This is a genomic window from Tistrella mobilis KA081020-065, from assembly GCF_000264455.2.
GTDB classification, from domain to species: Bacteria; Pseudomonadota; Alphaproteobacteria; order Tistrellales; family Tistrellaceae; genus Tistrella; species Tistrella mobilis.
Genome location: NC_017956.1, coordinates 320745 through 345532, shown reverse-complemented (window position 1 = coordinate 345532; position 24788 = coordinate 320745). Strand labels below are relative to the sequence as shown.

General features: G+C 68.0%; 25 protein-coding genes. 11 read left to right on the top strand and 14 right to left on the bottom strand.

All coding sequences use genetic code 11. The features are described from left to right. Positions 1-45 precede the first annotated feature (45 nt). The 4 genes from cynS to TMO_RS01650 are packed head-to-tail and all read right to left on the bottom strand — an operon-like array spanning position 46 to position 3761. The gene (cynS, locus tag TMO_RS01665; RefSeq protein WP_014743843.1) at positions 46-519 is read right to left on the bottom strand and encodes a cyanase; all 474 of its coding nucleotides are present in this window, start codon (positions 517-519) and stop codon (positions 46-48) included. 59 nt (positions 520-578) lie between these two features. Further along, a complete protein-coding gene (locus TMO_RS01660; protein ID WP_014743842.1) occupies positions 579-1484 on the bottom strand; it encodes an ABC transporter ATP-binding protein in 906 nt (301 codons plus the stop codon). An 18-nt stretch (positions 1485-1502) separates the two neighbouring features. Then, positions 1503-2330 (bottom strand): nitrate ABC transporter permease, encoded by an 828-nt coding sequence (gene ntrB / locus TMO_RS01655; protein WP_041605277.1) that lies wholly within the window; start codon positions 2328-2330, stop codon positions 1503-1505. 27 nt (positions 2331-2357) lie between these two features. Further along, entirely contained in the window at positions 2358-3761 is a 1404-nt protein-coding gene (locus TMO_RS01650; protein WP_014743840.1) for a CmpA/NrtA family ABC transporter substrate-binding protein, read from the bottom strand. Positions 3762-4027: 266 nt separating this feature from the next. Here TMO_RS01650 and TMO_RS01645 point away from each other — a divergent pair, with 266 nt between their 5' ends. Continuing rightward, positions 4028-5971 (top strand): sigma 54-interacting transcriptional regulator, encoded by a 1944-nt coding sequence (locus TMO_RS01645; RefSeq protein WP_014743839.1) that lies wholly within the window; start codon positions 4028-4030, stop codon positions 5969-5971. On the opposite strand, the gene TMO_RS01640 is transcribed toward TMO_RS01645, so the two are convergent. The 5 genes from TMO_RS01640 to TMO_RS01620 all read right to left on the bottom strand — a co-directional run bounded on the left by TMO_RS01640 (position 5972) and on the right by TMO_RS01620 (position 9549). Beyond that, positions 5972-6520, bottom strand: coding sequence for a VUT family protein (locus TMO_RS01640; protein ID WP_014743838.1), 549 nt, complete (start codon positions 6518-6520; stop codon positions 5972-5974). It abuts the gene before it with no gap. A gap of 198 nt (positions 6521-6718) precedes the next feature. Beyond that, the gene (gene rpmB / locus TMO_RS01635; RefSeq protein WP_014743837.1) at positions 6719-7030 is read right to left on the bottom strand and encodes a 50S ribosomal protein L28; all 312 of its coding nucleotides are present in this window, start codon (positions 7028-7030) and stop codon (positions 6719-6721) included. A 279-nt stretch (positions 7031-7309) separates the two neighbouring features. Continuing rightward, entirely contained in the window at positions 7310-8119 is an 810-nt protein-coding gene (locus TMO_RS31025; protein ID WP_014743836.1) for an ArsR/SmtB family transcription factor, read from the bottom strand. A 150-nt stretch (positions 8120-8269) separates the two neighbouring features. After that, positions 8270-9187, bottom strand: coding sequence for a DMT family transporter (locus TMO_RS01625; RefSeq protein WP_014743835.1), 918 nt, complete (start codon positions 9185-9187; stop codon positions 8270-8272). A gap of 5 nt (positions 9188-9192) precedes the next feature. Next, a complete protein-coding gene (locus tag TMO_RS01620; protein WP_014743834.1) occupies positions 9193-9549 on the bottom strand; it encodes an accessory factor UbiK family protein in 357 nt (118 codons plus the stop codon). Between the two features lie 367 nt (positions 9550-9916). Here TMO_RS01620 and lgt point away from each other — a divergent pair, with 367 nt between their 5' ends. The 9 genes from lgt to ychF all read left to right on the top strand — a co-directional run bounded on the left by lgt (position 9917) and on the right by ychF (position 19111). Next, a complete protein-coding gene (gene lgt, locus TMO_RS01615; RefSeq protein WP_014743833.1) occupies positions 9917-10735 on the top strand; it encodes a prolipoprotein diacylglyceryl transferase in 819 nt (272 codons plus the stop codon). Further along, a complete protein-coding gene (locus tag TMO_RS01610) occupies positions 10732-11910 on the top strand; it encodes a class I SAM-dependent methyltransferase (protein ID WP_014743832.1) in 1179 nt (392 codons plus the stop codon). The genes lgt and TMO_RS01610 overlap by 4 nt, the downstream gene beginning before the upstream one ends. 23 nt (positions 11911-11933) lie before the next feature. Beyond that, a complete protein-coding gene (gene pgeF, locus TMO_RS01605) occupies positions 11934-12752 on the top strand; it encodes a peptidoglycan editing factor PgeF (RefSeq protein ID WP_014743831.1) in 819 nt (272 codons plus the stop codon). 118 nt (positions 12753-12870) lie between these two features. Then, complete coding sequence (gene ade, locus TMO_RS01600) at positions 12871-14625, top strand: adenine deaminase (protein WP_014743830.1); 1755 nt, start codon at positions 12871-12873, stop codon at positions 14623-14625. A 224-nt stretch (positions 14626-14849) separates the two neighbouring features. Next, positions 14850-15344, top strand: coding sequence for a DUF2165 family protein (locus TMO_RS01595; protein ID WP_014743829.1), 495 nt, complete (start codon positions 14850-14852; stop codon positions 15342-15344). Between the two features lie 314 nt (positions 15345-15658). Continuing rightward, a complete protein-coding gene (locus tag TMO_RS01590) occupies positions 15659-16591 on the top strand; it encodes a ribose-phosphate pyrophosphokinase (RefSeq protein WP_041604782.1) in 933 nt (310 codons plus the stop codon). Between the two features lie 144 nt (positions 16592-16735). Further along, on the top strand, positions 16736-17350 hold the full coding sequence (locus TMO_RS01585; protein WP_014743827.1) for a 50S ribosomal protein L25/general stress protein Ctc: 615 nt from the start codon (positions 16736-16738) through the stop codon (positions 17348-17350). A gap of 5 nt (positions 17351-17355) precedes the next feature. Beyond that, positions 17356-18006, top strand: coding sequence for an aminoacyl-tRNA hydrolase (gene pth, locus TMO_RS01580; RefSeq protein WP_014743826.1), 651 nt, complete (start codon positions 17356-17358; stop codon positions 18004-18006). 4 nt (positions 18007-18010) lie between these two features. Beyond that, the gene (ychF, locus tag TMO_RS01575; protein ID WP_014743825.1) at positions 18011-19111 is read left to right on the top strand and encodes a redox-regulated ATPase YchF; all 1101 of its coding nucleotides are present in this window, start codon (positions 18011-18013) and stop codon (positions 19109-19111) included. Positions 19112-19203: 92 nt separating this feature from the next. Here ychF and TMO_RS01570 read toward each other — a convergent pair whose 3' ends face one another. Both TMO_RS01570 and TMO_RS01565 read right to left on the bottom strand, forming a co-directional pair. Beyond that, positions 19204-19719 carry a DUF1266 domain-containing protein gene (locus tag TMO_RS01570; protein ID WP_014743824.1) on the bottom strand — a complete coding sequence of 172 codons (516 nt, stop codon included), beginning with the start codon at positions 19717-19719 and terminating at the stop codon, positions 19204-19206. 54 nt (positions 19720-19773) lie between these two features. After that, complete coding sequence (locus TMO_RS01565; protein ID WP_014743823.1) at positions 19774-20922, bottom strand: hypothetical protein; 1149 nt, start codon at positions 20920-20922, stop codon at positions 19774-19776. Positions 20923-21219: 297 nt separating this feature from the next. Between TMO_RS01565 and TMO_RS01560 the strand changes: the two genes are divergently transcribed. Beyond that, positions 21220-21930: a dienelactone hydrolase family protein gene (locus tag TMO_RS01560; protein WP_014743822.1), complete on the top strand. Its 711-nt coding sequence runs from the start codon at positions 21220-21222 to the stop codon at positions 21928-21930. Positions 21931-22006: 76 nt separating this feature from the next. Here the strand turns inward: TMO_RS01560 and TMO_RS01555 are convergent, their stop codons facing one another. From TMO_RS01555 to TMO_RS01545, 3 genes are all read right to left on the bottom strand, one after another. Further along, the gene (locus TMO_RS01555; protein WP_014743821.1) at positions 22007-22870 is read right to left on the bottom strand and encodes a VOC family protein; all 864 of its coding nucleotides are present in this window, start codon (positions 22868-22870) and stop codon (positions 22007-22009) included. Between the two features lie 181 nt (positions 22871-23051). Beyond that, on the bottom strand, positions 23052-23894 hold the full coding sequence (gene proC, locus TMO_RS01550; protein WP_014743820.1) for a pyrroline-5-carboxylate reductase: 843 nt from the start codon (positions 23892-23894) through the stop codon (positions 23052-23054). A 6-nt stretch (positions 23895-23900) separates the two neighbouring features. Further along, the gene (locus TMO_RS01545; protein WP_014743819.1) at positions 23901-24401 is read right to left on the bottom strand and encodes a YbjN domain-containing protein; all 501 of its coding nucleotides are present in this window, start codon (positions 24399-24401) and stop codon (positions 23901-23903) included. Positions 24402-24788: the final 387 nt, after the last annotated feature.

The following is a 24788-nucleotide window of genomic DNA, read 5'->3' as shown; positions in this document are numbered from 1 at the left end:
CCCGCCTGAAGCATCATGCTATGCAATGCGGTTCAGGGCCCTGGATCACCAGGCCTTGTAGGGCAGGAATTTGCCGTTCATGGTGATTTTGACCCGGTCGCCCTTGGGGTCCTCGACCTTGTCGACATGCATGGTGAAGTCGATCGCGCTCATGATGCCGTCGCCGAACTTCTCCTGGATGATCTCTTTCAGCGTCTCGCCATAGACACCCACGATCTCGTAGAGGCGATAGATCGCCGGGTCCGTCGGCACCGCCTGGTCCCAGACCTTGGTCGGGAATGCGACCAGTGCCGGCACGACAGCGGCCGGCAGGTCGAGCAGGGCCACCAGCGCCTGCGCCTTCTCGAGCGGCATGCTGTTCATGCCCAGTGCCGCCGAGGTGGTCCAGACCGGCGACATGCCGATGCCCTCGGCGATAGCCTCCCAGGTCAGGCCATGCGCCGCCTTGGCGGCGAGGATCAGCGCCGTGGCATCGGCCTTGGACAGCGGCGCATCGGTGGAGGTCTTGGTCATGTTCATGAGGGGTCCTCGCTGCGGGTCGTGATGAACGGGTGCGACGAAACGGATCGGAGAGCCGCTCAACGGGCGGCACGCTGGAAGGGCACGACATCCACGCCCTGGGCACTGCCGTCGCGGCCGAAACGCACGGTGCGCGGGGCACCGGTGCCCGCGCCGGCGGCCCCGGCGGCCAGCTCCCGCGAGCGCCGGGTCAGGAATTCGACCAGATGGTTGCGGATGGCATAGAAGGCCGGATCGTGCAGGATGGTGTCCCGGGCCCGCGGCCGCGGGATATCGATGACCACGCTCTCCGCGATCCGGGCCCGCGGGCCGTTGGTCATCAGCAGGATCCGGTCGGCGAGCAGGATCGCCTCATCGACGTCATGGGTGATCATGAACACGCTCTGGTCGGTATCGGACCAGATGCGGATCAGCTCGTCCTGGATGGTGCCGCGGGTGAGCGCATCCAGTGCGCCGAAGGGCTCGTCGAGCAGCAGCAGCCGGGGCTCGATCGCAAAAGCCCGGGCGATGCTGACCCGCTGCCGCATGCCGCCCGAGAGTTCGGCCGGCTTGCGGTGCTCCGCCCCGCCGGACAGTCCGACCTTGGCCAGATGGCTGAGCGCATGCGCGCGGATCTGCTGCCGCGACCAGTCACGATGTCGGGCGCGGATGGCAAAGACCACGTTTTCAAGCGCCGTCGCCCAGGGCAGCAGGCTGTAATTCTGGAACACCACGCCGCGGTCGAGGCCGGGGCCCGAGATTTCCCGACCATCCATGACCACCGCCCCCGAGGAGGCGCTGTCGAGTCCGGCCAGGATGTTGAGGATGGTGGATTTGCCGCAGCCGGAATGGCCGATCACGCAGACGAATTCGCCACGATCCATGGTGAAGTCGACCTGCTCGAAAACCGTGGTCTCGCCACCGCCCCGGGTGGGGAAGCGTTTTGCCAGGCCTGAGACGTCGAGAAAGGGGCGTGCGCTCGTCATGGGATACCTCTCTCCGCCTCAATCGGCATAGGCCACGGCGCGGGCGAGCGCGCCGAGCAGCGCATCCAGCGCCATACCGACCAGACCGATCATCAGGATGGAGAACACCACGCTGGTGAGATCGAGATTGTTCCACTCGTTCCAGACGTAGTAGCCGATGCCGGTGCCGCCCACGAGCATCTCTGCCGCCACGATGACCAGCCAGGCGATGCCGATCGAGATCCGCATCCCCGTCACGATGGTGGGCGCAGCGGCCGGCAGGATGACCCTGAGGGCGGTCGAGACCGGCCCGAGTTCGTGGGTGCGGGCGACATTCACCCAATCCCGCCGGACATTGGCGACACCGAAGGCGGTATTGAGCAACATCGGCCAGATCGAGCAGATGAAGATCACGAAGATCGCCGACATCTGGCTGTCCTTGATCACGAACAGCGCGAGCGGCATCCAGGCGAGTGGCGAGATCGGCCGCAGCACCTGGATGAACGGGTCGAGCGCCCGGTAGGCCAGCGGCGACATGCCGATCAGGAAGCCGAGCGGCAGGGCGATGGCGGCCGCGGCCAGATAGCCCGCCGCCACCCGGTAGAGCGAATAGCCGATCTGGATACCGATCCCCTTGTCGTTGGGGCCGGCGTCGTAGAAGGGATCCGATATCTCTTCCCAGGCGCGCGTCAGAATGTCGGAGGGGGCCGGCAGACGGGCCTGGGTGTCGGCACCGCCCATCAGACGGGCATATTCATCCTGCGCGGCCGAAGCGGCCGGGGCTGCACTGGAGAGTTCCCAGACCCCCAGCAGCAGAGCCAGCACCGCCACCGACAGGATCGCGGCACGGATGCGGAGCGACGGCATCATTCCGGGTCTCCCAGAGTGGCAGGCTCAGCTGCGCCGGATGGCGAAGGAGGCGAGATAGCCTTCGGGATCCGCCGGATCGAAGGTCTTGCCCATGATGGTGTGGGGCTCGTAAGTCACCTCGGGCGGGGTCAGGCCCAGCTCCTTCATCCAGGCACCGGTTTCGGCGGCGAGATAGACCTGTTCGGCGATGCCGCGATAGTCGATCTCGCCCGAAATGTAGCCCCAGCGCTTCATCTGGGTCAGGATCCATACCCCCATCGAATGCCAGGGGAAGGGATCGAAATCGATCCGGTCGGGCACGTCCTGCACCTGGCCCAGCCCGTCGGCGAAGCGGCCGGTGAGCACTTGCTCGATCACCGGCACAGGCTGGTTCAGATAATTGGCGGGCGCGATCGCGGCCGAGATCTCCTTGCGATTGGCCGGATCGGCGGCATAGGAGGTCGCCTCCAGCAGGGCCATGACCAGGGCGCCATAGGTGTTCGGCATCTCTTCGGCGAAGGCCTTGGAACAGGCGAAGGCGCAGCAGGGATGCCCCTCCCAGATGTCCTTGGTCAGCAGATGGATGAAGCCGACCTTTTCCCAGACGGCACGCTGGTTGAACGGATCCGGCGACAGGTAGCCGTCCAGATTTCCGGCGCGCAGATTGGCGACCATCTCCGGCGGCGGCACGACCCGGATCTGGATGTCCTTGTCGGGGTCGAGCCCGTGCTCGGCGACGTAATAGCGCAGCAGGAAATTGTGCATCGAGTATTCGAAGGGAACGCCGAAGCGGAAACCCTTCCAGTCCCTGGGGTCGCGCTTGTCCTTGTGATCGACATGCAGCACGATCGCCTGGCCGTTGATGTTCTCCACCGCCGGCATCAGGAAGGGCTGAGCGGTCGAGCCCGCCCCCATGGTGATCGCCAGCGGCATCGGCGTCAGCATGTGCGAGGCGTCGTATTCCTTGTTGAGCGACTTGTCGCGCGCCACCGCCCAGCCGGCGGTCTTGATCACCTGCACATCCAGGCCGCGGCGTTCATAGAAGCCCATGGGATGGGCCATGATGATCGGGGTGGCGCAGGTGATCGGGACGAAGCCGATGTTGAGCTTCGTCTTCTCGAGCGGACCACCGCCGGTCATGCCGTCCTTGACCGCCGCCTTCACCCGGTCGAGCGGCAGAACCGAGGCCAGCGCTGCCGCAAAGGCCCCCGCCCCCACGGTCTTCAGAAACGACCGCCGGGCAATCTCGTTGCCGCCGAACATGGAGCGGACGACCGCATTCTCGACCACCCGATCGACCAGCGCCTCTTCGCCCACGGGCAGCGCCGGGCCAGATTGAGCGGAGGTCGGCCGGGCAGAGGTCGTGGCGCAGGCGGCGCAGCCGCACTGCCGGCCATGGCCGAGGTCGACATCCGGATCGAAGGCGTCGCCGAGGCTCTTGATCGTCATGTGTCACTCCCTGACGGATGAACGGTCTGAACAGCCGGGCGGCAGGCGGGGGATGCCGCGTCCCGGGCTTCTGTTCTGCAACCGCCGGGCCAGACGGACGAAATCCATTTATCTATCTGATATAATTCGATAAATTTTCGAAACCCAATCGACGTGAGCGACCACGATATGTCGTGATCCACGGAATATCGTGGTTGGTTTCACGAAGTTTCGTGCTAGGCTTCCACATACCCCCGCGCCCTTTCCGGTCCTGTCCGGAGGACGCCATGCCCGATACCGCAGCACCATCCGACCACGCCCGCCGGGCCGATGCCCTGGCGGAGGCGATCATCGTCGCCAGCCCGCGGCCGATGCTGGTCTTCGATCCCGTGGCCGATCTGATCCTGCATGCCAATCCGGCGGCAGGCCGGCTGTTCGGCCTGCCGCCGGAGGTGCTCGCCACGCGCCGGATGAGCGCGCTGCATCAGGGCCAGATGCCGGCGCTGGTGGTCTTCACCGAGGCGGTTCTGGACCAGGGCCAGGCGGTGACCCGCGGCCTGGCCCCCAGCCGTGCCGATGGCAGCGAGGTGGCGGTCGAGTACGAAGGCGCACGGCTCGACGGGCCAGGCGCGGGGCTGGTCCTGCTGACCATCACGGATCTTGAGGAACGCCACCGCCGCGAGGTCGATGCCGAGGCCGACGCCTATCTGAAGGGCGGTATCGCCGAATGGCGGCGGGTGGAACGCTTCTTCCGCGATGTCGAGCGACAGAACCAGCTGATCCTGCGGGCCGCGGGCGAGGGGATCTACGGCATCAATGCCGAGGGCCACACCACCTTCGTCAACCCGGCCGCCGAACGTCTGCTGGGCTGGCGGGCGGAAGAACTGGTGGGCCGCGACATGCATGGCATGGTCCACCACACCCATGCCGATGGCAGCCATTATCCCGAGCATGAATGCCCGATCTACGCCGCCTTCCGCGAGGGGGAGGTCCGGCAGATCGACGACGAAGTGTTCTGGCGAAAGGATGGCCGACCGATCCGCGTGGAATATACCAGCACGCCGATCCGCGACCGCGGCGTGGTGGTCGGCGCCGTGATCGTGTTCCGCGACGTCACCAGCCGCCGGGAGGCGGAGGAACGGCTGCATGCCGCCCTGGCCGAGGTCGACGCGCTGCGCGAGCGGCTGGAGCGCGAGAATGCCTATCTGCTGGAAGAGATCCGCACCGAGGTCAACCACCACCACATCATCGGCCGCAGCGCCGCCATCCAGACGATCGCCCGCCAGATCGACCTGGTTGCACCAACCGATGCCAATGTGCTGATCACCGGCGAAAGCGGCACCGGCAAGGAGCTGATCGCGCGGGCGATCCACGAAGCCGGCCGCCGGTCGCACCGGCCGCTGATCCGGGTGAACTGCGCAGCCATCCCGCGGGAGCTGTTCGAAAGCGAGTTCTTCGGCCATGTCCGCGGCGCCTTCACCGGCGCGGTGCGCGACCGGGTCGGCCGGTTCGACCTGGCCGATGGCGGCACGCTGTTCCTGGACGAGGTGGGCGAGATCCCGCTGGAACTGCAGAGCAAGCTGCTGCGGGTGCTGCAGGAGGGCCATTTCGAGCGGGTCGGCGAAGAGCGGACCCGGGCGGTGGATGTGCGGATCGTGGCCGCCACCAATCGAGACCTGAAGGATCAGGTACGCCGCGGCCGGTTCCGCGAAGATCTCTATTTCCGCCTCAACGTCTTCCCGATCGAGAGCGTGCCTTTGCGCGAGCGGCTGGATGACGTGCCGCTGCTGGCGGCCCATTTTCTGGCCAAGACCTGCCGGCGGCTGAACATCCCCGATCTCAGGCTGACCCGCGGCGATGTCGAGCGGCTGACCGGCTATGACTGGCCGGGCAATGTCCGCGAGCTGGAGAATGTGATCGAACGGGCGGCGATCCTGGCCCGGGGCGGGCGGCTGCGCTTCGATCTGGAGCCATCTGCCGCCCTGCATGCCGGCCCGGCAGCGGCGCCCGCAGCGCCTGCCCTGGCCGGGGACGAGGACGAGCTGCTGACCGAAGCCGGCCGCCGCGACCGTGACCGACGGATGATCGAAACCGCCCTCAGCCGGTGTGGCGGCCGGGTCTACGGCCCGAACGGGGCCGCCGCCCTGCTCGGCCTGCCGGCAACCACCCTCGCCTCGCGGATCCGCGCGCTGGGGCTGGAACCGCGGCGCTACCGGGCGGGCCAGGCCTGATCAGCCATGCTCGTGCACGGGATCCGTCGGCAGCGGCAGCAGGATCTGCATCAGGGCGCGATAGGGCACCAGCATGGCCAGAGCCATTGCCATCTTCACCCCCCAATCGCCCGCCGCCCAGCTGATCCAGGGCAGGCCGGTGCCGGCGAAGGCGATGGTGAAGAACAGCACCGTATCGAAAGCCGAGGCCAGCGAGGACGAAATCAGCGGCGCCTGCCACCAGGGCCGGCGGCGCAGCCGGTCGAACACCGTCACGTCCATCAGCTGCGCAACCAGGAAGGCCGCGCCCGAGGCGAGCGCGATCCGCGGATCGGCGAACCACAGCGACATGACGACCGCGATCGCGAAACCGGCATAGACCACCCGGCGGGCGGATGCGGTGCCGTAGCGGCGATTGGTCAGATCGGTGACCAGAAAGGCCGCCGGATAGGTGAAGGCGCCCCAGGTCAGCCAGTCGTTGATCGGATACTGGACCAGAATGTTGGAGGCGACGACCGCAAGGGTCATCGCCAGGATCGGCAGCCAGAGGCGGTGCAGCGCATGAGCCATGGGAGATGGTCTCTCTTTCCCAAAGGGACGGCAGGCGGTTCATCTGCCGTCCGGACGGCGATACAGGCCGTCGGGTGATGGGGCGGCACGTGACTGCGCCGTCCCGGATAGTCTGTTCGAACGCAGAAGGACCCGCAACCGTCTCCGGCGCGGGTCCTTCTGGATCTGGAGCGGCGGAACCCGCATGGGGCTCCGGCGTCACTCGGCGGCGGCGAACTCCGCAGCGCGAGCGGCACGCTTCTCGACGATCAGCTTCTTCAGCCGGCGGGCGTCGGGCGAGAGCTCGACCTCACGGGCACCGGCGAGGAAGGCATCGAGGCCACCACGACGCTCGATCGAACGCAGGGTCGACACGGCAACCTTCAGGCGGACCAGACGGCCCAGCACGTCGGAATAGATGCCGGTGTCCTGGACGTTCGGATTGAAGCGGCGACGGGACTTGTTGTGGGCATGGCTGACATTGTTGCCTGCCATGTAACGCTTACCGGTAAGCTCGCAACGACGGGCCATGTTTGGAAACCTTCAGCGGGCGGACGCTTGTTGAAACCTTCGGACGATGCGCCGCGCCGGCGTCGTCGATGGCGGCACCCGGGCCGGGCACCTTTCGGAGACCGTGTCTTTAGGCGAGCCGGCCCCGATCGTCAAGGAAAAATCAGCGATTTAGGGCCGGCGGGGAGAATCCCGCGACCGGGCCGGCGGCCTTCCGTGCAGACACACGAACCCCCGACGGTGCCGGATGATGGTCCGGCCCGCCGGGGGTTAGAGCCAAGTGCGGACGACGCTCAAGCGTCAGCGGATGGCGCCGGCCACCCAGGCGCTCTGCGGCTCGCCATGGGCGTCGTCGTCCTCGAGATCGAGGTCCGCTTCCGCCGGGCCTGCCTGTGTATCGGCATAGCTCGCATAGGCGTCGGTCAGCAGACGGCGCCAGAACGCGCGATAGCGCTCTCGCCCCGCCTGATCCAGCGTCACCAGGGCATCGGTGCGCAGATGGACCACGGTCCGCCCCTTGCCCGCCTTTTCGAAGACGAGGCGGGTCCGGGCGCTTTCGACGCCCTTCTGGCCGCAGGCACCGATCAGTTCGATCGCCGCCGGCGCCCGGGCATCGCCGATCACGGCCCAGATCATCTGGGGCCGGCCGGGACCGCGGTCGAGATAGAGCCAGCCGCCGGTTGCGGCTTCCAGGCGGACCCGCCCCTCGCCCTCACGCGGCCACCAGTTTTCCGCCTGTTCGACGAAAAGCTGATAGGCGCGCCGACGGGGCAGGTCGATCTCGACGGCCGCCTCGATCGCCATGGCCTCGACCGCACCGGGCAGATTGCCCTGTTCGGCTTCGGCCCCCACCGCGAACTGGGCAAGCCAGCCGGCGACGGTCGGCGTGAGGCGCTCGAGCGCCAGCCGGTTCCAGCGTTCGCGGCCGCGCCGTTCCACCGTGACCAGACCTGCCTCGACCAGAAGGTCGAGGTGCTTCATGACCGCGAAACGGGTCACGTCGAAGCAGGCGGCCAGATCGCCGGTGCGGCGGGGCTGCGCGTGAAGAAGTTCGATGATGCGCCTGCGGCTTGGGTCCGAGAGCGCTTTCCAGATGAGATCGTCGTCCATGTGCTCGATCGTGGGTCCGAGACCCGGCGGGAACAAGTGTCAATAAGGAGGCAGAGCTGCGCAGGTATCCGGGATCCGGACCGTCGCGCATGACAGGCGCAGGCTGGGTGGAAATCCCTCGGGCAGAAATCCGGTGACCGGATCCTTCCCTCAGGCGCCACCGTCCTGCGCGCGCCGTGTTCGGTCGAGGCGGGTCTGGGCCAATACGATGCCGGCCAGAACCAGAACTCCACCGCCGAGCGTCGCGGGTGGCAGGCTCTCGTGAAAGAGAAGCCATCCCCACAGGCTGGCGAACACCGCCTCCCCCATGAGAGAGATCGACACCGCCGTCGCCGGCAGGGCCTTCAGCGACCAGTTATAGGTGCTGTGACCAATTAGTTGGGGGATAAGCGCCATTCCCACAAGGGCCAGATATGTGGCCGTCCCGTGTCCCAGAAGAGGCAGGCCGGCTGCGAGCGTGACCGAAAGGAGGATCACGGCCGCCACACCATAGGCCAGCATCACATAAGGCACGAGATCGAGCCTGGCCCTGAGGGCACGTCCGCACAGCAGATAGGCCGCCATCGCCGCCCCGCCGACCAGCGCCAGGACGTTGCCGAGAAGCCCGTCGCCGGTCAGATCGGCAGACGGCGCCGAGACGATGACGGTTCCGATGACGGCAAGCCCCACCGCCAGCCAGCCCCGCCGGTCCAGACGGTCGATGCCGAGGACGAGACCACCGAGGGCGGTCCAGATCGGCACCGTGTTGACCAGCAACACCGAGTTGGCGATGGAGGTATAGGAGAGCGAGCTGATCCAGGTCGCGAAATGCAGCGCCAGAAAGGCGCCCGACACCACCGCAATCAGCAGATGGCGCCGGCCGAGCGTGCGGATCGCACTGCGATGACGCATGCCCATCAGCGGCAGGATCAGCAGGCTGGCGATGGCGAGACGGCCGGTGGCGATCACCAGGGCCGGCGCATCCGCCAGACGCGCGAAAATCGCCCCGGTCGACACCGCCAGCACCCCCACCCAGAGGGCGGCGGCGGCCATGCCGGAGCGGGCCGGCACCAGTCCGGTACCGGGCATCGCGGTCAAGAGGCCGACCGTTCGTCCGGGGCGTCAGCCTGGGGAGCATCGGCCTGGGGAGCATGGGCCTGGGGAGCATGGGCCTGAGGGGCATCTGCCTTGGGGGCATCGGCGACCGGGCCCGCCGCCGCTTCCAGCGCCGCAATCCGCGCCTCGAGTGCCGTGATCCGCTCGGCCTGGCCTTCGGCGAGTGCCCGCAACGCATCCGCCTCTTCGCGGGTCACGGCGCCCATCTCGGCCAGCATCCGCTCAACACGTGAGCGGACCAGCTGGTCCATTTCCTGGCGCAGACCGGCAAAGCCGCTCATGGCACCGCTGGCGACACGGGCCATGTCGTCGAAGAAGGGGTTATTGCTCTGCATCGGCGATCTCCCGGACGGCCGGTGGCCGAAGACAGGACCGGAAACCGGGCTTGCGCCCGGACGGCCCGGCCGGCGGACACGGACCTGGAGGACGTGTACATTGGCTTGCAGGACTGAGGGTCCGCGCCTTCCGGCGACACCCGACAGAACGGGCGACGCACGTGGTTCGGACCTTGCGGATCCATAACATGGTCACCGCTTCGTTAACAGTATCACATTCACATGCCCGGCCTGCAGTTATCGTCGGGTCTCGAAGATGTCACCACCCGCGTGACACACTCTCGGGCGGCACTGCTTGAGCGGCAGGGGCGCCCCCCTTAGACTGCCGCCGACACCCGATCCCGAACCTCCGCGAGGCCCGCTGCCGATGACCGGCCTGACCTTCCCCGACATCGATCCGGTTGCGATTGCCATCGGCCCGATCGCCATTCGCTGGTACGCCCTGGCCTATATCGCGGGTCTGCTGATCGGCTGGCGCTATGTTGTGGGCCTGACCCGGCGCCACGCCCTGGGCCTGGACGAACGGTCGATCGACGACCTGCTGGTCTGGGTCGCCTTCGGCGTCATCCTGGGCGGCCGGTTCGGGTACGTGCTGTTCTATCGCCCGGACTATTATGCCCAGCATCTGCTGGAGATCCCCATGGTGTGGAAGGGCGGAATGTCCTTCCATGGCGGGCTTCTGGGCGTGGCCGTCTCGCTGGCCCTGTTCGCCCGGACCAAGGGCGTCAATCCGCTGACCGTGGGCGATCTGGTGGCCGCGGCCGCGCCGATCGGCCTGTTCTTCGGCCGGATCGCCAACTTCATCAATGGCGAACTCTGGGGGCGCCCCACCGATGTGCCCTGGGGCATGATCTTCCCCATGGCCGGTCCGGAACCCCGCCATCCGAGCCAGATCTACGAAGCGCTGCTTGAAGGCCTGCTGCTGTTCGTCGTGCTGTGGTTCATTGCCCGCCGCCGGGAAACCTGGGCCCGCCCGGGCCTGCTGGCCGGCTATTTCCTGATGGGCTATGCCATCACCCGGTCGATCGCCGAGCTGTTCCGCATGCCCGATGCCTTCCTAGGCTTTCTGGCGGCGGGCCTCACCATGGGACAGCTGCTGTCCCTGCCCATGTTCCTGATCGGCGTCTATCTGGTGCTCCGCGCCCGCGGCCGGACCGACGCCGCGACCGGACCGGGCCGCGAATGACCGACGCCACCCCCCTCCCCCCTGCGGATACCCCGCTCGGCCGGATCATCGCCGGACGCATCGCCGTCGATGGGCCGATGACCCTCGGCACCTATATGGGCCTGGTGCTCGGCCATCCGCAGCACGGCTATTACACGACCCGCGAGCCCTTCGGGGCAGATGGCGACTTCGTCACGGCCCCCGAGATCAGCCAGATGTTCGGTGAACTGGTCGGGCTGTGGCTGGCGGTCGCCTGGGATGAAGCCGGCCAGCCGCCGGCGGTCACGCTCGCCGAACTCGGCCCCGGCCGCGGCACGCTGATGGCCGACGCGCTTCGGGCGATGAAGATGATGCCGGGGCTTCTGGATCGGGTGTCGCTGCATTTCGTGGAACAGAGCCCGCGCCTGCGTGAGGCCCAGGCCCAGGCGGTCGCCGATGCCGGCCTCTCCCGGCCGCCAGTCTGGCACGATACGGTCGACGGCCTGCCCGATGACCGGCCGCTGCTGCTGATCGCCAACGAGTTCTTCGATGCCCTGCCGGTCCGCCAGCTGGTCCGGCGCCCCGACGGCCTGTGGTCGGAACGGATGATCGACCTCGATCCCGACCGCCCGGGACGGTTCCGCTATGGCCTGTCGCCGGATCCAAGCCCGGCCGCAGCCCTGCTGACCCCGCGCATCGCCCGGGCCTCGCTGGCCGAGATCCCGGCCGGAGCGATCGCCGAGGTCCAGCCGGCATCGATTTCGATCGCCGGCACCATCGGCACCCGGCTTGCCGCGCTCGGCGGTGCGGCACTGATCGTCGATTACGGCCATGGCATCAGTGCCCCCGGCGACACCTTCCAGGCAGTGAAGGCGCATGCCCATGCCGACCCGCTGGAAGAACCGGGGCGCGCCGACCTGACCGTTCATGTCGATTTCGAGCGTCTGGCCGCGGCCGCGGCCGCCGGCGGCGCCCTGGCCCATGGCCCCGTCGATCAGGGCAGCTTTCTGGGCCGGCTCGGCATCGGTGCCCGTGCCGAACGCCTGGCCCGCGGTGCCCGTAACGGCGGCGAGCGCGCCCAGATCGCCACCGCCCTGAAGCGCCTGACGGCCCCGGAAGAGATGGGGCGCCTGTTCAAGGTGCTGGCCCTGACGCCACCCGGCCGGCCGGCACCGCCCGGCTTCGCACCGGTGCCCGGCTTCGACGCCGATCTTTAAGCCCCCCGCGAGGAGGCAACCTGATGCCCCAGTCCCTCATGCATGACCGGCCGCCCCATGACCGCCACGATCTGCTCGACCTGCCCGGCATCGCCCACGGCTTTTTCGGCCGGCAGGGCGGCGTCTCCACCGGCCTCTACACCAGCCTGAACTGCGGCCCGGGCAGCGCCGACGACCCGGCCGCCGTCGCGGAGAACCGCCGCCGCGTGGCTGCCGCGCTGACGCCCGCACCCCGGCACCTGCTGACCAACCACCAGGTCCATGGCCGCCGGGTGATCACGGTCGACGAAGACGGGCTGGCGCTTTATCCCGAAGCCGATCGCGGTGCCGAAGGCCGCCCCCATGCCGACGGCATGGTCACCCGGCTGCCGGGCATCGTCCTCGGCGCGCTTGCCGCCGATTGTGCGCCGGTGCTGTTCGCCGACGCCGAAGCCCGGGTGATCGGCGCCACCCATGCCGGCTGGAAGGGCGCGGTCGGCGGCGCCACCGACGCGACCATCGAGGCCATGGAGGCGCTGGGCGCCAGCCGCAGCCGCATCCGCGCCGTGATCGGCCCCTGCATCGCCGGCCCGAGCTACGAGGTGGGGCCGGAACTGCGCGACGCCGCCATGGCCGCCGATCCGGCCGCGGCCGGCTTCTTCAGCCCGGGACGCGACGACCGGCTGCATTTCGATCTGCCCGGCTATCTGCTCACCCGGCTGAGGCGGAACCGGATCACGGCGGACGCCATCGGTACCGACACCTATGGTGCCATCGACACCCTGTTCTCCTATCGTCGTACCACCCACCGGGGAGAGGCGGATTACGGCCGCCAGGTCTCGGCGATCGTGCTGCTCGATTGAGCCGCACGCGACGCACTGACGCTTGCAGCCCCTGCCCCGCCACACCAGATTCCACCGAACCCCGCGCGGCTCTTTCATGCGGTCGCAGGGATCCTGCACGCATCCGGAGGCAAAGCCGATGGCCAGCGCCACCCCCCGCGAGACCGGGGCCTCCCACGCCACCCGCGATCACACCAAGGCCGTCCTGAAGCGCCGGATCGATCAGGCCCTCGGTCGCGAGGCAGCCGATCTGGTGATCCGCGGCGGTCGGGTGCTGAACCTTGCGACCGGTGCGCTGGAGGTGGCCGACGTCGCCGTCGCCGGCGACATGATCGTCGGCGTCGGCCCCGGCTATCGCGGCCGACGCGAGGTCGACGCCCGCAACCGGGTGATCGTGCCGGGCTTCATCGACACTCATGTCCATGTCGAAAGCACGCTGGTGACACCGGCCGAATTCGACCGGCTGGCACTGGCCCGCGGCACCACCACCGCCATCTCGGACCCTCACGAGATCTGCAATGTGCTCGGCACCGAGGGGTTGCGCTACTTCCTGGATGCCAGCCTGCACACGGCCCTGGACCTCAGAGTGCAGCTTTCCTCCTGCGTGCCGGCGACGGGGCTCGAGACCTCGGGCGCCCGGCTGAGCGCCGATGATCTGGTCGCCTTCCGCGACCACCCCTCGGTGATCGGGCTTGCCGAGTTCATGAATGTGCCGGGCGTTCTGCATCTGGACGACGAGGTGCTGGACAAGCTGGCCGCCTTCGACGGCACCCATATCGACGGTCATGCTCCTCTGCTCTCGGGGCGCGACCTCGATGCCTATCTCGCCTGCGGCATCCGCAACTGCCACGAATGCACCAACCGTGCCGAGGCGCTGGAGAAGATCGGCAAGGGCATGCAGGTGCTGATCCGCGACGGCAGCGTCTCGAAGGACGTGGCCGCGCTGGCACCGCTGCTCGACTGGCGCAACTCCCCCTTCTTCGCCTTCTGCACCGACGACCGCAACCCGCTCGACATCGCCGAGGAGGGCCATCTCGATCATCTGATCCGGGCGGCGATCAAGGCAGGCGCACCGACAGGCGCCGTCTACCGCGCCGCCACCTGGTCGGCCGCCCAGGGCTTCGGGCTCAAGGACCGGGGGCTGGTCGCGCCGGGCAGGCGGGCCGATATCGTCGTGCTCGACGACCTGGAGCATTGCGCGGTCGCAACCGTCATCCGCAACGGCCGGGTGGTGGAAGACGGGATCTTCGATCATGGCGCCATGCCGGCGCCGGTGGGCTTCGGCTCGGTCCGGCTGCCGCCGGTCACCCCCGACATCTTCCGGGTGCCTGCCCAGGGGCCGGGGGCGCCGGTGATCGGCATCCGCCCGGGCAGCCTGATCACCGATCACCTGACCATGGCGCTGCCCTATGCGGGCGGCGAGCGGCGGGCGGATCCGTCGCGCGACCTGCTCAAGGTCGCGGTGCTCGCCCGCCACGGTACCAACCGCAATGTCGGCCGCGGCTTCGTCACCGGCTTCGGCTTCCCCGACGGCGCCATCGCATCCTCCGTCGGCCATGACAGCCATAATATCTGTGTGGTGGGGGCGGGCGATGCCGACATGGCGGTGGCGGTCAACCGGCTGATCGCCATGGGCGGCGGTTTCGTGGTGGTGCGCGATGGCCGGGTTCTGGCCGATCTTGCCCTGCCGGTCGCCGGGCTGATGAGCGATGCCGGCGCCGACCATGTCCGCGACCGGCTGGTGGCGCTGCGTGCGGCCGCCCGCGCCATCGGCTGCCGCCTGGCCGAACCCTTCCTGCAGCTCGCCTTCCTGCCGCTGCCGGTGATCCCGCATCTGAAGATCACCGATATGGGGCTGGTCGACGTCGACCGCTTCCGCCTGCTCGCCGCCTGACCTTCTCGCCGCCCGAACCGCCCGGCCGGCGCCTCACAAGAAACCGGCGCCCCACAAGAAAGCCGCACGCGTGCCCCATCTGATCATCTTCACCTTGGTGCTGCTTCTGGGCATGATGGCCAGTTGCATAATGATGTGAGGCGGACCCCGTTCCGGGACAGGGACCTCCGGTCAGGAGTGTCCGGACCGGGGGCAAACCGCCCGGTCCCAGGGAGCGAGCGTTCATGCCTGCTGCGTCGCGTGTGGCCAAGATCGTGATGGTGCTTGGCCTCTCGGCCTTCGCCTTCCTCGTCACCTTCAACAATCTGACCGACTACGGATCGAATTTCGCCTTCGTGTCTCACGTTCTGGCGATGGACGACACCTTCCCCGGCAATGCGCTGATGTGGCGGGCGATCACCGATCCGATCTTCTGGCATATCGGCTACTGGGCGATCATCGCCGGCGAAGGCATCACCGCGGCCCTGTTCGCCGTGGGCGGCATCGCCATGCTGCGCCGGGTCAACGGCACGGCCGGAGAATTCGGCCGCGCCAAGCGAATGGTCCATTTCGGCGCCGCCATGGGCTTTCTGGTCTGGTTCGTGGGCTTCATGGTGATCGGCGGCGAGTGGTTCGCCATGTGGCAATCATCTACCTGGAACGGCCAGGCACCGGCTTTCCGGTTCTACATCACGATCCTGGCGGTGGTGATCTATGTCGGCCAGCCCGACCCGGACTGACCGTACCCGGCGGCGGTACCGTGTCATTCCGGCCATGCATGCAGCGGGCGGGCACGCGCCCCCCGCCGCCTGCATGTTTACAGCTTCGAGACGCCTTGCTATTTTGCGCCCGCGCAAAGGCAGGCCCGGAGGACGTCGAACAACGTCTTGCGGTCGCTTGCCTTTTCTCGCACAGTTCGCACGGACGGCCGGCGCGACCAAAGGTTGAACCGACCATCGGCATGCAAAGCCCACGGGGATGATCCCACGGGCGGGACGTGCGTCCTCATCTTCCTCATCCGGACAGTCGGACAGATCATCGCGGGGCAGTGTCGATGAAGGTTATCGCTTGCAACAGCAACCGGCCGCTGGCCGAAGCCATCGCGACGTTCCTGAACCTTCCCCTGACCAAGGCGAATATCCGCCGGTTCTCCGACATGGAAGTGTTCGTCGAGATCCTGGAGAACGTCCGTGGCGAGGACGTGTTCGTCATCCAGTCGACCAGCCACCCGGCGAACGACAATCTGATGGAGCTGCTGGTGACGCTGGACGCGCTGAAGCGCGCCTCCGCCCGCCGGATCACCGCCGTCATCCCCTATTTCGGCTATGCCCGCCAGGATCGTAAGCCCGGTCCGCGCACGCCGATCTCGGCCAAGCTGGTCGCCAATCTGATCACCACCGCCGGCGCCGACCGCGTGCTGACGCTGGATCTGCATGCCGGCCAGATCCAGGGCTTCTTCGACATCCCGGTCGACAATCTCTATGCAGCACCGGTGATCGTGCGCGACATCCAGGAGAAGTCGGCCGGCCGCAACCTGATGGTGATCTCTCCCGACGTGGGCGGCGTGGTGCGCGCCCGTGCGGTCGCCAAGCGCATCGATGCCGATCTCGCCATCGTCGACAAGCGGCGCGAGCGCGCCGGCGTGTCCGAGGTGATGAACATCATCGGTGACGTCGAGGACCGGGACTGCATCCTGATCGACGACATCGTCGACAGCGCCGGCACGCTGTGCAACGCCGCTGCCGCCCTGATGGCGAACGGCGCCCGCTCGGTGAAGGCCTATGTCAGCCATGGCGTGCTCTCGGGCGGCGCCGTCGCCCGCGTCACCTCCTCGGCACTGGAAGAGCTGATCGTGACCGACTCGATCGCCGCCACCGAGGCGATGCGCGTGTCCCGCAACATTCGCAGCCTGAGCATCGCGCCGCTGATCGGCGAGGCGATGCGCCGGATTGCCGACGAAAGTTCCGTGTCCAGCCTGTTCGACTGACGTCCCGGACACCTGACGGTATCGAGGGCGGGCACCCCTGGAGGCCCGCCCTGCCGTATTTCCGGACCAAGGCATCAGCGAACCGGCATAACCCCCCGGCGGGCCGTACAGACAGGCACCGCCGGCCAGCAGGAGACCATCCTCATGACCACTCAGCCCGTGCTGAATGCGACGGCGCGTGACCGCGGCGGTAAGGGGGCCGCGCGTCAGGCCCGCCGTGACGGCCTCGTCCCCGGCGTGATCTACGGCGGCAAGCAGCCCGCCCAGATGGTGTCGTTCAACGCCCGCGAGTTCGGCCTGTTCTTCAACCGTACCCCGGACCTCGCCTCGACCGTGATCGAGGTGAAGCTGGACGGTGAGAGCATCCGCGTGCTGGCCCGCGACGTGCAGCTCCATCCGGTCACCGACGTGCCGCTGCATGTCGACCTGCTGCGCCTGACCGGCGATCACGAGATCCGCGTCGAAGTGGCCGTGCACTTCGTCAACGAGGCGACCTGCCCCGGCATCAAGAAGGGCGGCGTTCTGAACGTCGTCCGTCACGAGGTCGAGATGATCTGCGCCCCCGACGCGATCCCGCAGTCGATCACCGTCGACCTGGCGAACGCCCAGATCGGTGACAGCATCCACATCAGCGCCGTCGAGCTGCCGAAGGGCACCCGCCCGGCGATCAGCGATCGCGACTTCACCATCGCGACGATTGCGGCACCGGCCGGCCTCTCCGAGGACGCCGGTGAGGCCGAAGGCGACGAAGAGGCCTGACGATCATGTGGTTGCTGGTCGGTCTGGGCAATCCCGGCCCCGAATACGCCGGCAATCGCCACAATATCGGCTTCATGGCGGTGGACGAAATCGTCCGCCGCCATGGCTTCTCCCCCTGGCGCCGCAAGTTCCAGGGCGAGATTTCCGAAGGCCGCATCGGCCCCGAGCGCGCGATCGCGCTCAAGCCCCTCACCTACATGAACGAGAGCGGCCGTTCGGTCGCCGAGGCCGCCCGCTTCCACAAGATCGAGCCGGGCCGCATCGTCGTGTTCCACGACGAGCTTGACCTCGCCCCCTCGAAAATGCGGGTGAAGACCGGCGGCGGCCATGCCGGCCATAACGGCCTGCGCGACATCACCCGCCATATGGGGGCCGATTTCGTGCGCGTGCGGCTGGGCATCGGCCATCCGGGCGACAAGGCCCGGGTCCATGGCTGGGTGCTGGGCGATTTCGCCAAGGCCGAACAGGATTGGCTCCGCGATCTGACCGATGCGGTGGCGGTGCATCTGCCGCTGCTGCTGGCCGGCCGCGAGAGCGATTATATGAGCAAGGTTGCGGGTGCCGTCCGGCCGCCGAAACCGCTGAAGCCGGCAAAGCCGGCGAAGCCGGATGCCGCGGGTGCCCCGCCCGCGGGTGCGACCGGCGGCGAGGAGTAATCCCATGGGCTTCAAATGCGGCATCGTCGGCATGCCGAATATCGGCAAGTCGACCCTGTTCAACGCGCTGACCAGCACCGCGGCAGCGGAAGCGGCGAACTATCCGTTCTGCACCATCGAGCCGAATTCCGGCCGGGTGATGGTGCCGGATGCGCGCCTCGACAAGCTTGCCGCCATCGCCGGCTCGAAGCAGATCATCCCGACCCAGCTCGACTTCGTCGACATCGCAGGCCTGGTGCGCGGCGCCAGCCGGGGGGAAGGTCTGGGCAACCAGTTCCTGGCACATATCCGCGAGGTCGATGCCATCGCCCATGTGCTGCGCTGCTTCGAGGATGACGACATCACCCATGTCGAGGGTGGCGTCGATCCCTTGCGCGATGCCGAGACCATCGAGACCGAGCTGATGCTGGCCGATCTCGAAAGCCTTGAGAAGCGCATGGCCGGCATCGAGAAGCGCGCCAAGGGTGGCGACAAGGACGCCAAGGCCCAGATCGAGCTGATGGGCCGGGTGCTGACCGCTCTTCAGGATGGCCGCCCTGCCCGGACCGTGAAGATCGACGCCGAGGAGCGCCGTGCCTTCCAGCTGCTTCAGCTGCTGACCGCCAAGCCGGTGCTCTATGTCTGCAATGTCGACGAGAGCGCCGCCGCCGAGGGCAATGAGCTGTCGGCCCGGGTCTTCGCCCGCGCCGAGGCCGAGGGCGCCGCGGCCGTGGTGGTCTCCGCCAAGATCGAGAGCGAGGTCGCCATGCTCTCCGACGAGGCAGAGAAGCGCGATTTCCTCGAGGCGCTGGGGCTTGAGGAAACCGGCCTCACCCGGGTCATCCGCGCCGGATACAGCCTGCTTGATCTGCTGACCTTCTTCACGGTCGGCCCCAAGGAGGCCCGCGCCTGGACCGTCCGCAAGGGCGCCACCGCCCCGCAGGCCGCCGGCGTGATCCACACCGATTTCGAGCGCGGCTTCATCCGCGCCGAGACCATCGCCTTCGACGACTACATCACCTGCGGTGGTGAAAGCGAGGCCCGCGCCGCCGGCAAGCTGCGCATGGAGGGCAAGGAATACGTGGTCCGCGACGGCGACGTCTTCCACTTCCTGTTCAACGTCTGACGGCCCGTCCCGTCCGACCACCGCGCCTGACACGAAACGCCCGGCATGATGTCATGCCGGGCGTTTCACATAAGCGATGACGGAATGGTCGGTCACCAGTCCTTCTCGAGCGGCAGATCCCAGGGCAATCGGTTCCAGGGGCCGTCGGCGTCGGCGTTGAGCCCGGCTGCCGCCTTCTCGAAGACCGGTTGATCGGCGTCCGCACCACCCGACCACAAGGCCCGCCCCTCCAGATAGGCCGCCGCCATATCGGTCCACGAGCCATAGGCGCTCTGGATCTCGCGCGCGATCGGCAGCATCCGCATCCAGGCATCATCGGCATCGATCCAGCCGGCCATGTGGCCCCAGCGGATCAGCATCAATGCCCGGCCGAAGTCCCAGGCCATATGCCGGTCATGGGTGACGGCGCCGGGACCGGCTGCCTCCAGGAGCCGCAGCCGCCCCAACTCCTCGGCCGGGAAGTCGGGATCGGCCAGCTGATGCAGGAAGATCCGGAGTTGGACATAGAGCTCGAGCGCCCCCGGAACCTCGATCACGTCGCGCGTGAAGGCCGCACGCCAGGCGTCGAAGGCACCCACCCCCTCGTCGCCGAATTCCGCCCCGACCATCTCGCGTGCCCGCGCCCAATGGGGTTCGAGCTCCGCCGCATCGACCTCCGGATCTCAGAGCGGGCCCAGCATGGCGGTCTCCGCCAGCTCGACCACGGCAGGGTCGGTCTCGGGAGCACGGCGCAGCACGCCGCCCATCACCTGCAAGCCCTGGGGGCCATAGCGCAGGGCGATCAGGTCGGCGAGCGCCCGCCGCCGGGCGGCGGGATCACCCGCCAACCCGCTGTCGGTGAGGGCGTGGAGGGCCCGACCATAGCGTGCCCGCTCGCCCTCCGACAGCTCTGCGACACGGGCGGTGAAGCCGAAATCCTCGCGGTGCCCCCGGGTGATCAGGGACATGACTTCGCGGTCGACATCCTCGCCGCCCGAAATGCCCCAGCCCTCGCGCAGCAACGCCACGGCCTTGCGCCGGCCAAGCGCCCCGAGCGGCCCCGACACCTCTCCCAGCCGATCGACCGGGTGGCCGTTGGCGCGGGCGAAGATCGCGCCGGCGCCGATGATCCAGCCCTGGACCGGGGTCAAACGCCCCGGCGCTTTCGGAAGATCAGCGGAAAGGCCGGTCCCGGCACCGGTGGTCTGCCGGGGTGCAGAGGCGGGGCCTGCAGGCCGCGTGAAAGCTGCGGACCGCGTGAAAGGCAGCCGCCGTTCCAGCAGCTCGACCAGCCGCGCCCGGACGGCCTGCGCCGCCTCCATCTTCGCTGCCGGGAAATGCGCCAGGCGCCGGTTCAGATCCGGATGCTCCAGGCTGAGCGCCACCCCGTCGTCATCGGGCGTCAGCTCCAGCTGGGCGGGCAGGATCCGGTCGAAAGGCAAGCTTGCCCCGCCATGGATCACGGCCCGCTGCCGCAGATCGAAATGCGTGCCCGAGCGCGGCGCCGCCCAGAGGGCCAGGCAGAGCAGGACAAGCGCCAGGGCAAAGAAGCTCCAATCCGGCAGGGAAAGACCAAGGAGCGCCAGATCGTTGATCAGAAACAGCGAGACGACGCCGGCCACCAGGGACACCGCCGCCAGGATCACGATCACGGCGAGCATCCCGTCGCCATTGGCGCTGCCGAAGGTCAGCCTGACCGCCCGCCGGTCGTAGTCCAGCCGGCCGTCATCCATCGCCCGCGCGAAGCCCAGCAGTTCGGCCGCGACCTCGGCGATGCTCCGTTCGTGGCGGCCGCCCGATTGCGCGGCCGCCGTCATCGTCTGACTACCCATAAGTCCCGTGCTCCGACCAAGAGATCCCCTCTCAAAGGGTCCGGTCTCCACGGGTGCCGTCCGATCCATCATCGTCGACCGCCGGCCGTACAGATCTTCTGCGGCAAGCGGTGGTCTTCTTCCGAAGATCTCTCAAGGCATCATGACGGCAGAGGGGCAGCCGGTCATGCGACCAGACGGTGTCAATCCTGGTTGCGGCATACCCGTCTCTTCCGTTCCCCAACATCATGTCGTATCTGAGAGGAGGCTCCGGAGCGTCCCGGAGCCCTGCCGCAACATCGTCACGAGGTTTCGCACATGGGTGAGTTCATCCGTCTGGATGCCGCTACCGGCACGTCGATCTCGGCCTGGCATGCCACGCCCCGCCAGCCCGCGCGGGCCGGCCTGGTGGTCCTGCAGGAGATCTTCGGGGTGAATGCCCATATCCGGGGCGTGGTCGATCGCCTTGCCCTGCCGGGCTATGAGGTGGTGGCACCGGCTCTGTTCGACCGGGTCGCGCCGGATACCGAACTCGGCTATGGCCCCGAAGACCTGAAGCGCGGCATCGAGCTGAAGGGCCAGGTGCCCGACGACGAGGCCCTGACCTATGTCGCCGCCGCGGTGGATCGGCTGCGTGCCCGCCACGGCGCCGCCTTCCCCGTGGGCGTGGTCGGCTTCTGCTGGGGCGGCAGCCTCGCCTATCTGGCCGCCGCAAAGCTGTCGATCGACGCAGCCGTCAGCTATTACGGCGGCCAGGTGCCGAAATATCTGGACGAGGGCATCAAGCCGGTGGCGCCGCTTCTGGTCCATCTGGGCGGGCGCGACGGTCATATTCCGGCGGGCCCCACCGCCGATAAGCTGCGCGTGGCGGCACCCGGTGCCGAGATCTACGTCCACCCGCAGGCCGGCCACGGCTTCAATTGCGAGGCCCGCCCGGACTATCGACCGGAAGAGGCCCGCTATGCCATGGAAGTGACCCTGCGCTTCCTGGACCGCCGCCTGTCGGGGCCGCGCCGGCCGCCGATCTGAAGATCCCGCGCCTGAACCGACAAAGGGCGGCCTCGACGGGGCCGCCCCTTGTCATGTTCCGGCGCAGATCCGTCGGTCAGACGGAGGTAAATTCGATCAGCACGCCGCAGGCCTCTTCGGGGCCGACGATAAGATCGCCATTCTGCTCGCGATCGAAGGCCACCCCGTTCTCCTCGAGCACGGCCGCCGTACGGTCGCGATCGGCGACGCCGATCTGCAGCGCCACCAGGCCGTGATCATGGGCGCGGGGCTCGTCGTCGAGATCGGGATGCAGATTGGGCAGGTCGTAGGGCGTGGCGAACATCAGCACCCCCCGGCCGGTATGCACCGCGATCACGGTATCGGTGGGGGTGACCGCACCGCTGCCGAACAACCGGGAATAGGCCTCGGTCGCCGCGTTCACATCGTCGACCACGATGGTGGCCGACAGAATGCAGCGGGCGGTGTTGGGATGGGCCAGCCAGTCCGGGCGGCGCATCTTCTCGGGCGTCAGATGCTGGCAGAGGAAGGCCGGAATGCCCGGCGTGGCCCCGTCCGCCAGATGGACGTTGCGGAAGGCGAGTTCCACCGGGCCGCCATCCGGGCCGTTCTCGATCACCCGGCCCAGATTGCGCAGCGCATTTTCGGGCGCGACCAGCCCGGCCGCGCCCAGCAGGGCATGCGAGGCCTCGGCATCCGGGGTGGAGAACACCACGCCAAGTCCGCCCTCGCCCTTTTCAAGAAAACGATCCAGGCCGTTGGTGAAGGCGGCGGGGTCGATCAACCCCAGCAGTTCCAGATAGTCGTCGTCGAACATGACGCAGTAATTCGCCGTGCCCCAGCCGACATGGCGTCCGCGGTCGGTGACGGCAAAGCCAAGCCGCCGAAACCGCTCCCGTGCCGCTTCCAGGTCGGCGACACCGATGATGGCATGATCGATGCCGTTGATCGCGTGGGTCATCTCTCCGGCGCTCCGCTTTTGTGGGGCTTTGCCGATTAGTGACCCGAACCGGGCTGCGGGGCAAGACCCATGCGTGGGCCGGTCCGTCATGCGGCCCTGATTTCCCCACCTCGGGCGCACGAAAAAGGGCGGCCGCAGCCGCCCCCTCGTCTCTCAACCCGAGGTTCCCGACCCCGGATCGTCAGCCTGCCAGCTCCCGGCCGCGGTCGCGTGCGGCGGTGACCGCGCGCGCCATCAGCGGCGGCAGCCCCACCTGCCGGTCCATCAGCACCGACAGGGCCGCGGCGGTGGTGCCGGCCGGGCTGGTGACGGCTTCCCGCAATGCGGTCTCGGTCTCGGACGAGGCATCGGCCAGCGCTGCGGCGCCGATCACGGTCGCCCGCGCCAGCCGCCGGGCGGTTTCGTGGGGCAGCCCCACCTCTTCGCCGGCCAGGGTCATCGCCTCGATCATGTGGAAGACATAGGCCGGTCCGCTGCCCGAAACGGCGGTCACCGCATCGATCAGCCCTTCATCCTCGATCCAGACCACCTCACCCACGGCCGAAAGCAGTGTCTCGGCCAGGGCACGATCACCGCCCTCGGTCTCGGGGACCGCATAGCAGCCGGTGATGCCGCGACCAATTGCCGCAGGGGTGTTCGGCATCGCCCTGATCACCTTCCGCGGATGGCCGAGAAGGTCGCGCAGGGTCTGCACCGTCTTGCCGGCGGCGACCGAGACCACCAGGGTTTCAGGCCCGACCAGAGGGGCTGCAGGCGGCAGGGCCGCCTCGAAGTTCTGCGGCTTCACCGCCACCACCAGCACGTCGAAACCGCCATCGGGCATGGCCACCGCATCGGCATCGGCGGCAACGCGCACACCCCGGGCCTGCAGCCGGGCCCGGCCGTCGGCAGAGGGGTCGATCACGGTGATGCTATGCGGATCGCGGCCACGGGCGATCCAACCCTCGATCATCGCCCCGCCCATCCGGCCGGCGCCGATCACGAGAAGCTGACCGGCCGTCCCGGCTTCGGATGCGCTGGTCATCGGGAATCAGGCCTCGCCGACGGTTTCGAACATGGCGGCGGTGATGGCCTCGTCGGCCGTCTTGCCGCCCCAGATCACGAACTGGAAGGCGGGATAGGCGCGCTCGCATTCCGAGACCGCGATGTCCACCACCTCTTCCACATGCTCAGGGGTCAGCGGACCGCCGCGGACCAGCAGGGTGTGGCGGAACAGCGGCACCGATTCCTCGGTCCAGAGATCGAAATGGCCCAGCCACAGGCGCTCGTTCAGCTGCGCCAGCAGCGGGTAGATGTTCGCACGTCGGCCGGCCGGCACCTTCATGTCCAGTGCGCAGGACAGATGCAGCGCGGCAGTTTCCGGGCGCCAGGCGAACCAGAGGCGGAAGTCGCAGAACTTGCCGGTGATCTCGACGGCCATCTCGTCTTCGGTCTGGCGGTCGAACGGCCATTCGTTGGCGATGACGATCTGTTCAACGAGATCGAGAGGATTGGCCACGACGTCTTCGGCTTCCGCGATGATGAAAGACATGCTCGATCGCCTCCTTGGGCGGGCGGCTGCGGGCCGCGGATCCCGGCGGCGGTCTCGAGGGACACCGCCGCTGGCGCGAAGGTGGGGGCGAGAACACAACGACCTGCCGGACCTCCGCAGGAGCACGAGTTCATCGTCACTCCAGCGGTGCGGCGGCCTGCCGTCGGGTTCGAGGCGGCTACCACATCTTGTGGCGCAGACGGCGCAAACCGACTACGTCGGCAGCGTGCACGAAGCCCCGGTCAGCCGCAAGGCCCGTTGTTTAGCCATAATGGCGGGGCGGATGCAACGTCTTTCCGCAATGCACCCGCCGCGACCGGAAAATCCCGTGGGCTCAATACCCTGGCCGATGACGGGGCATCGGCTGGGGGACGCGAAAAATCTGCC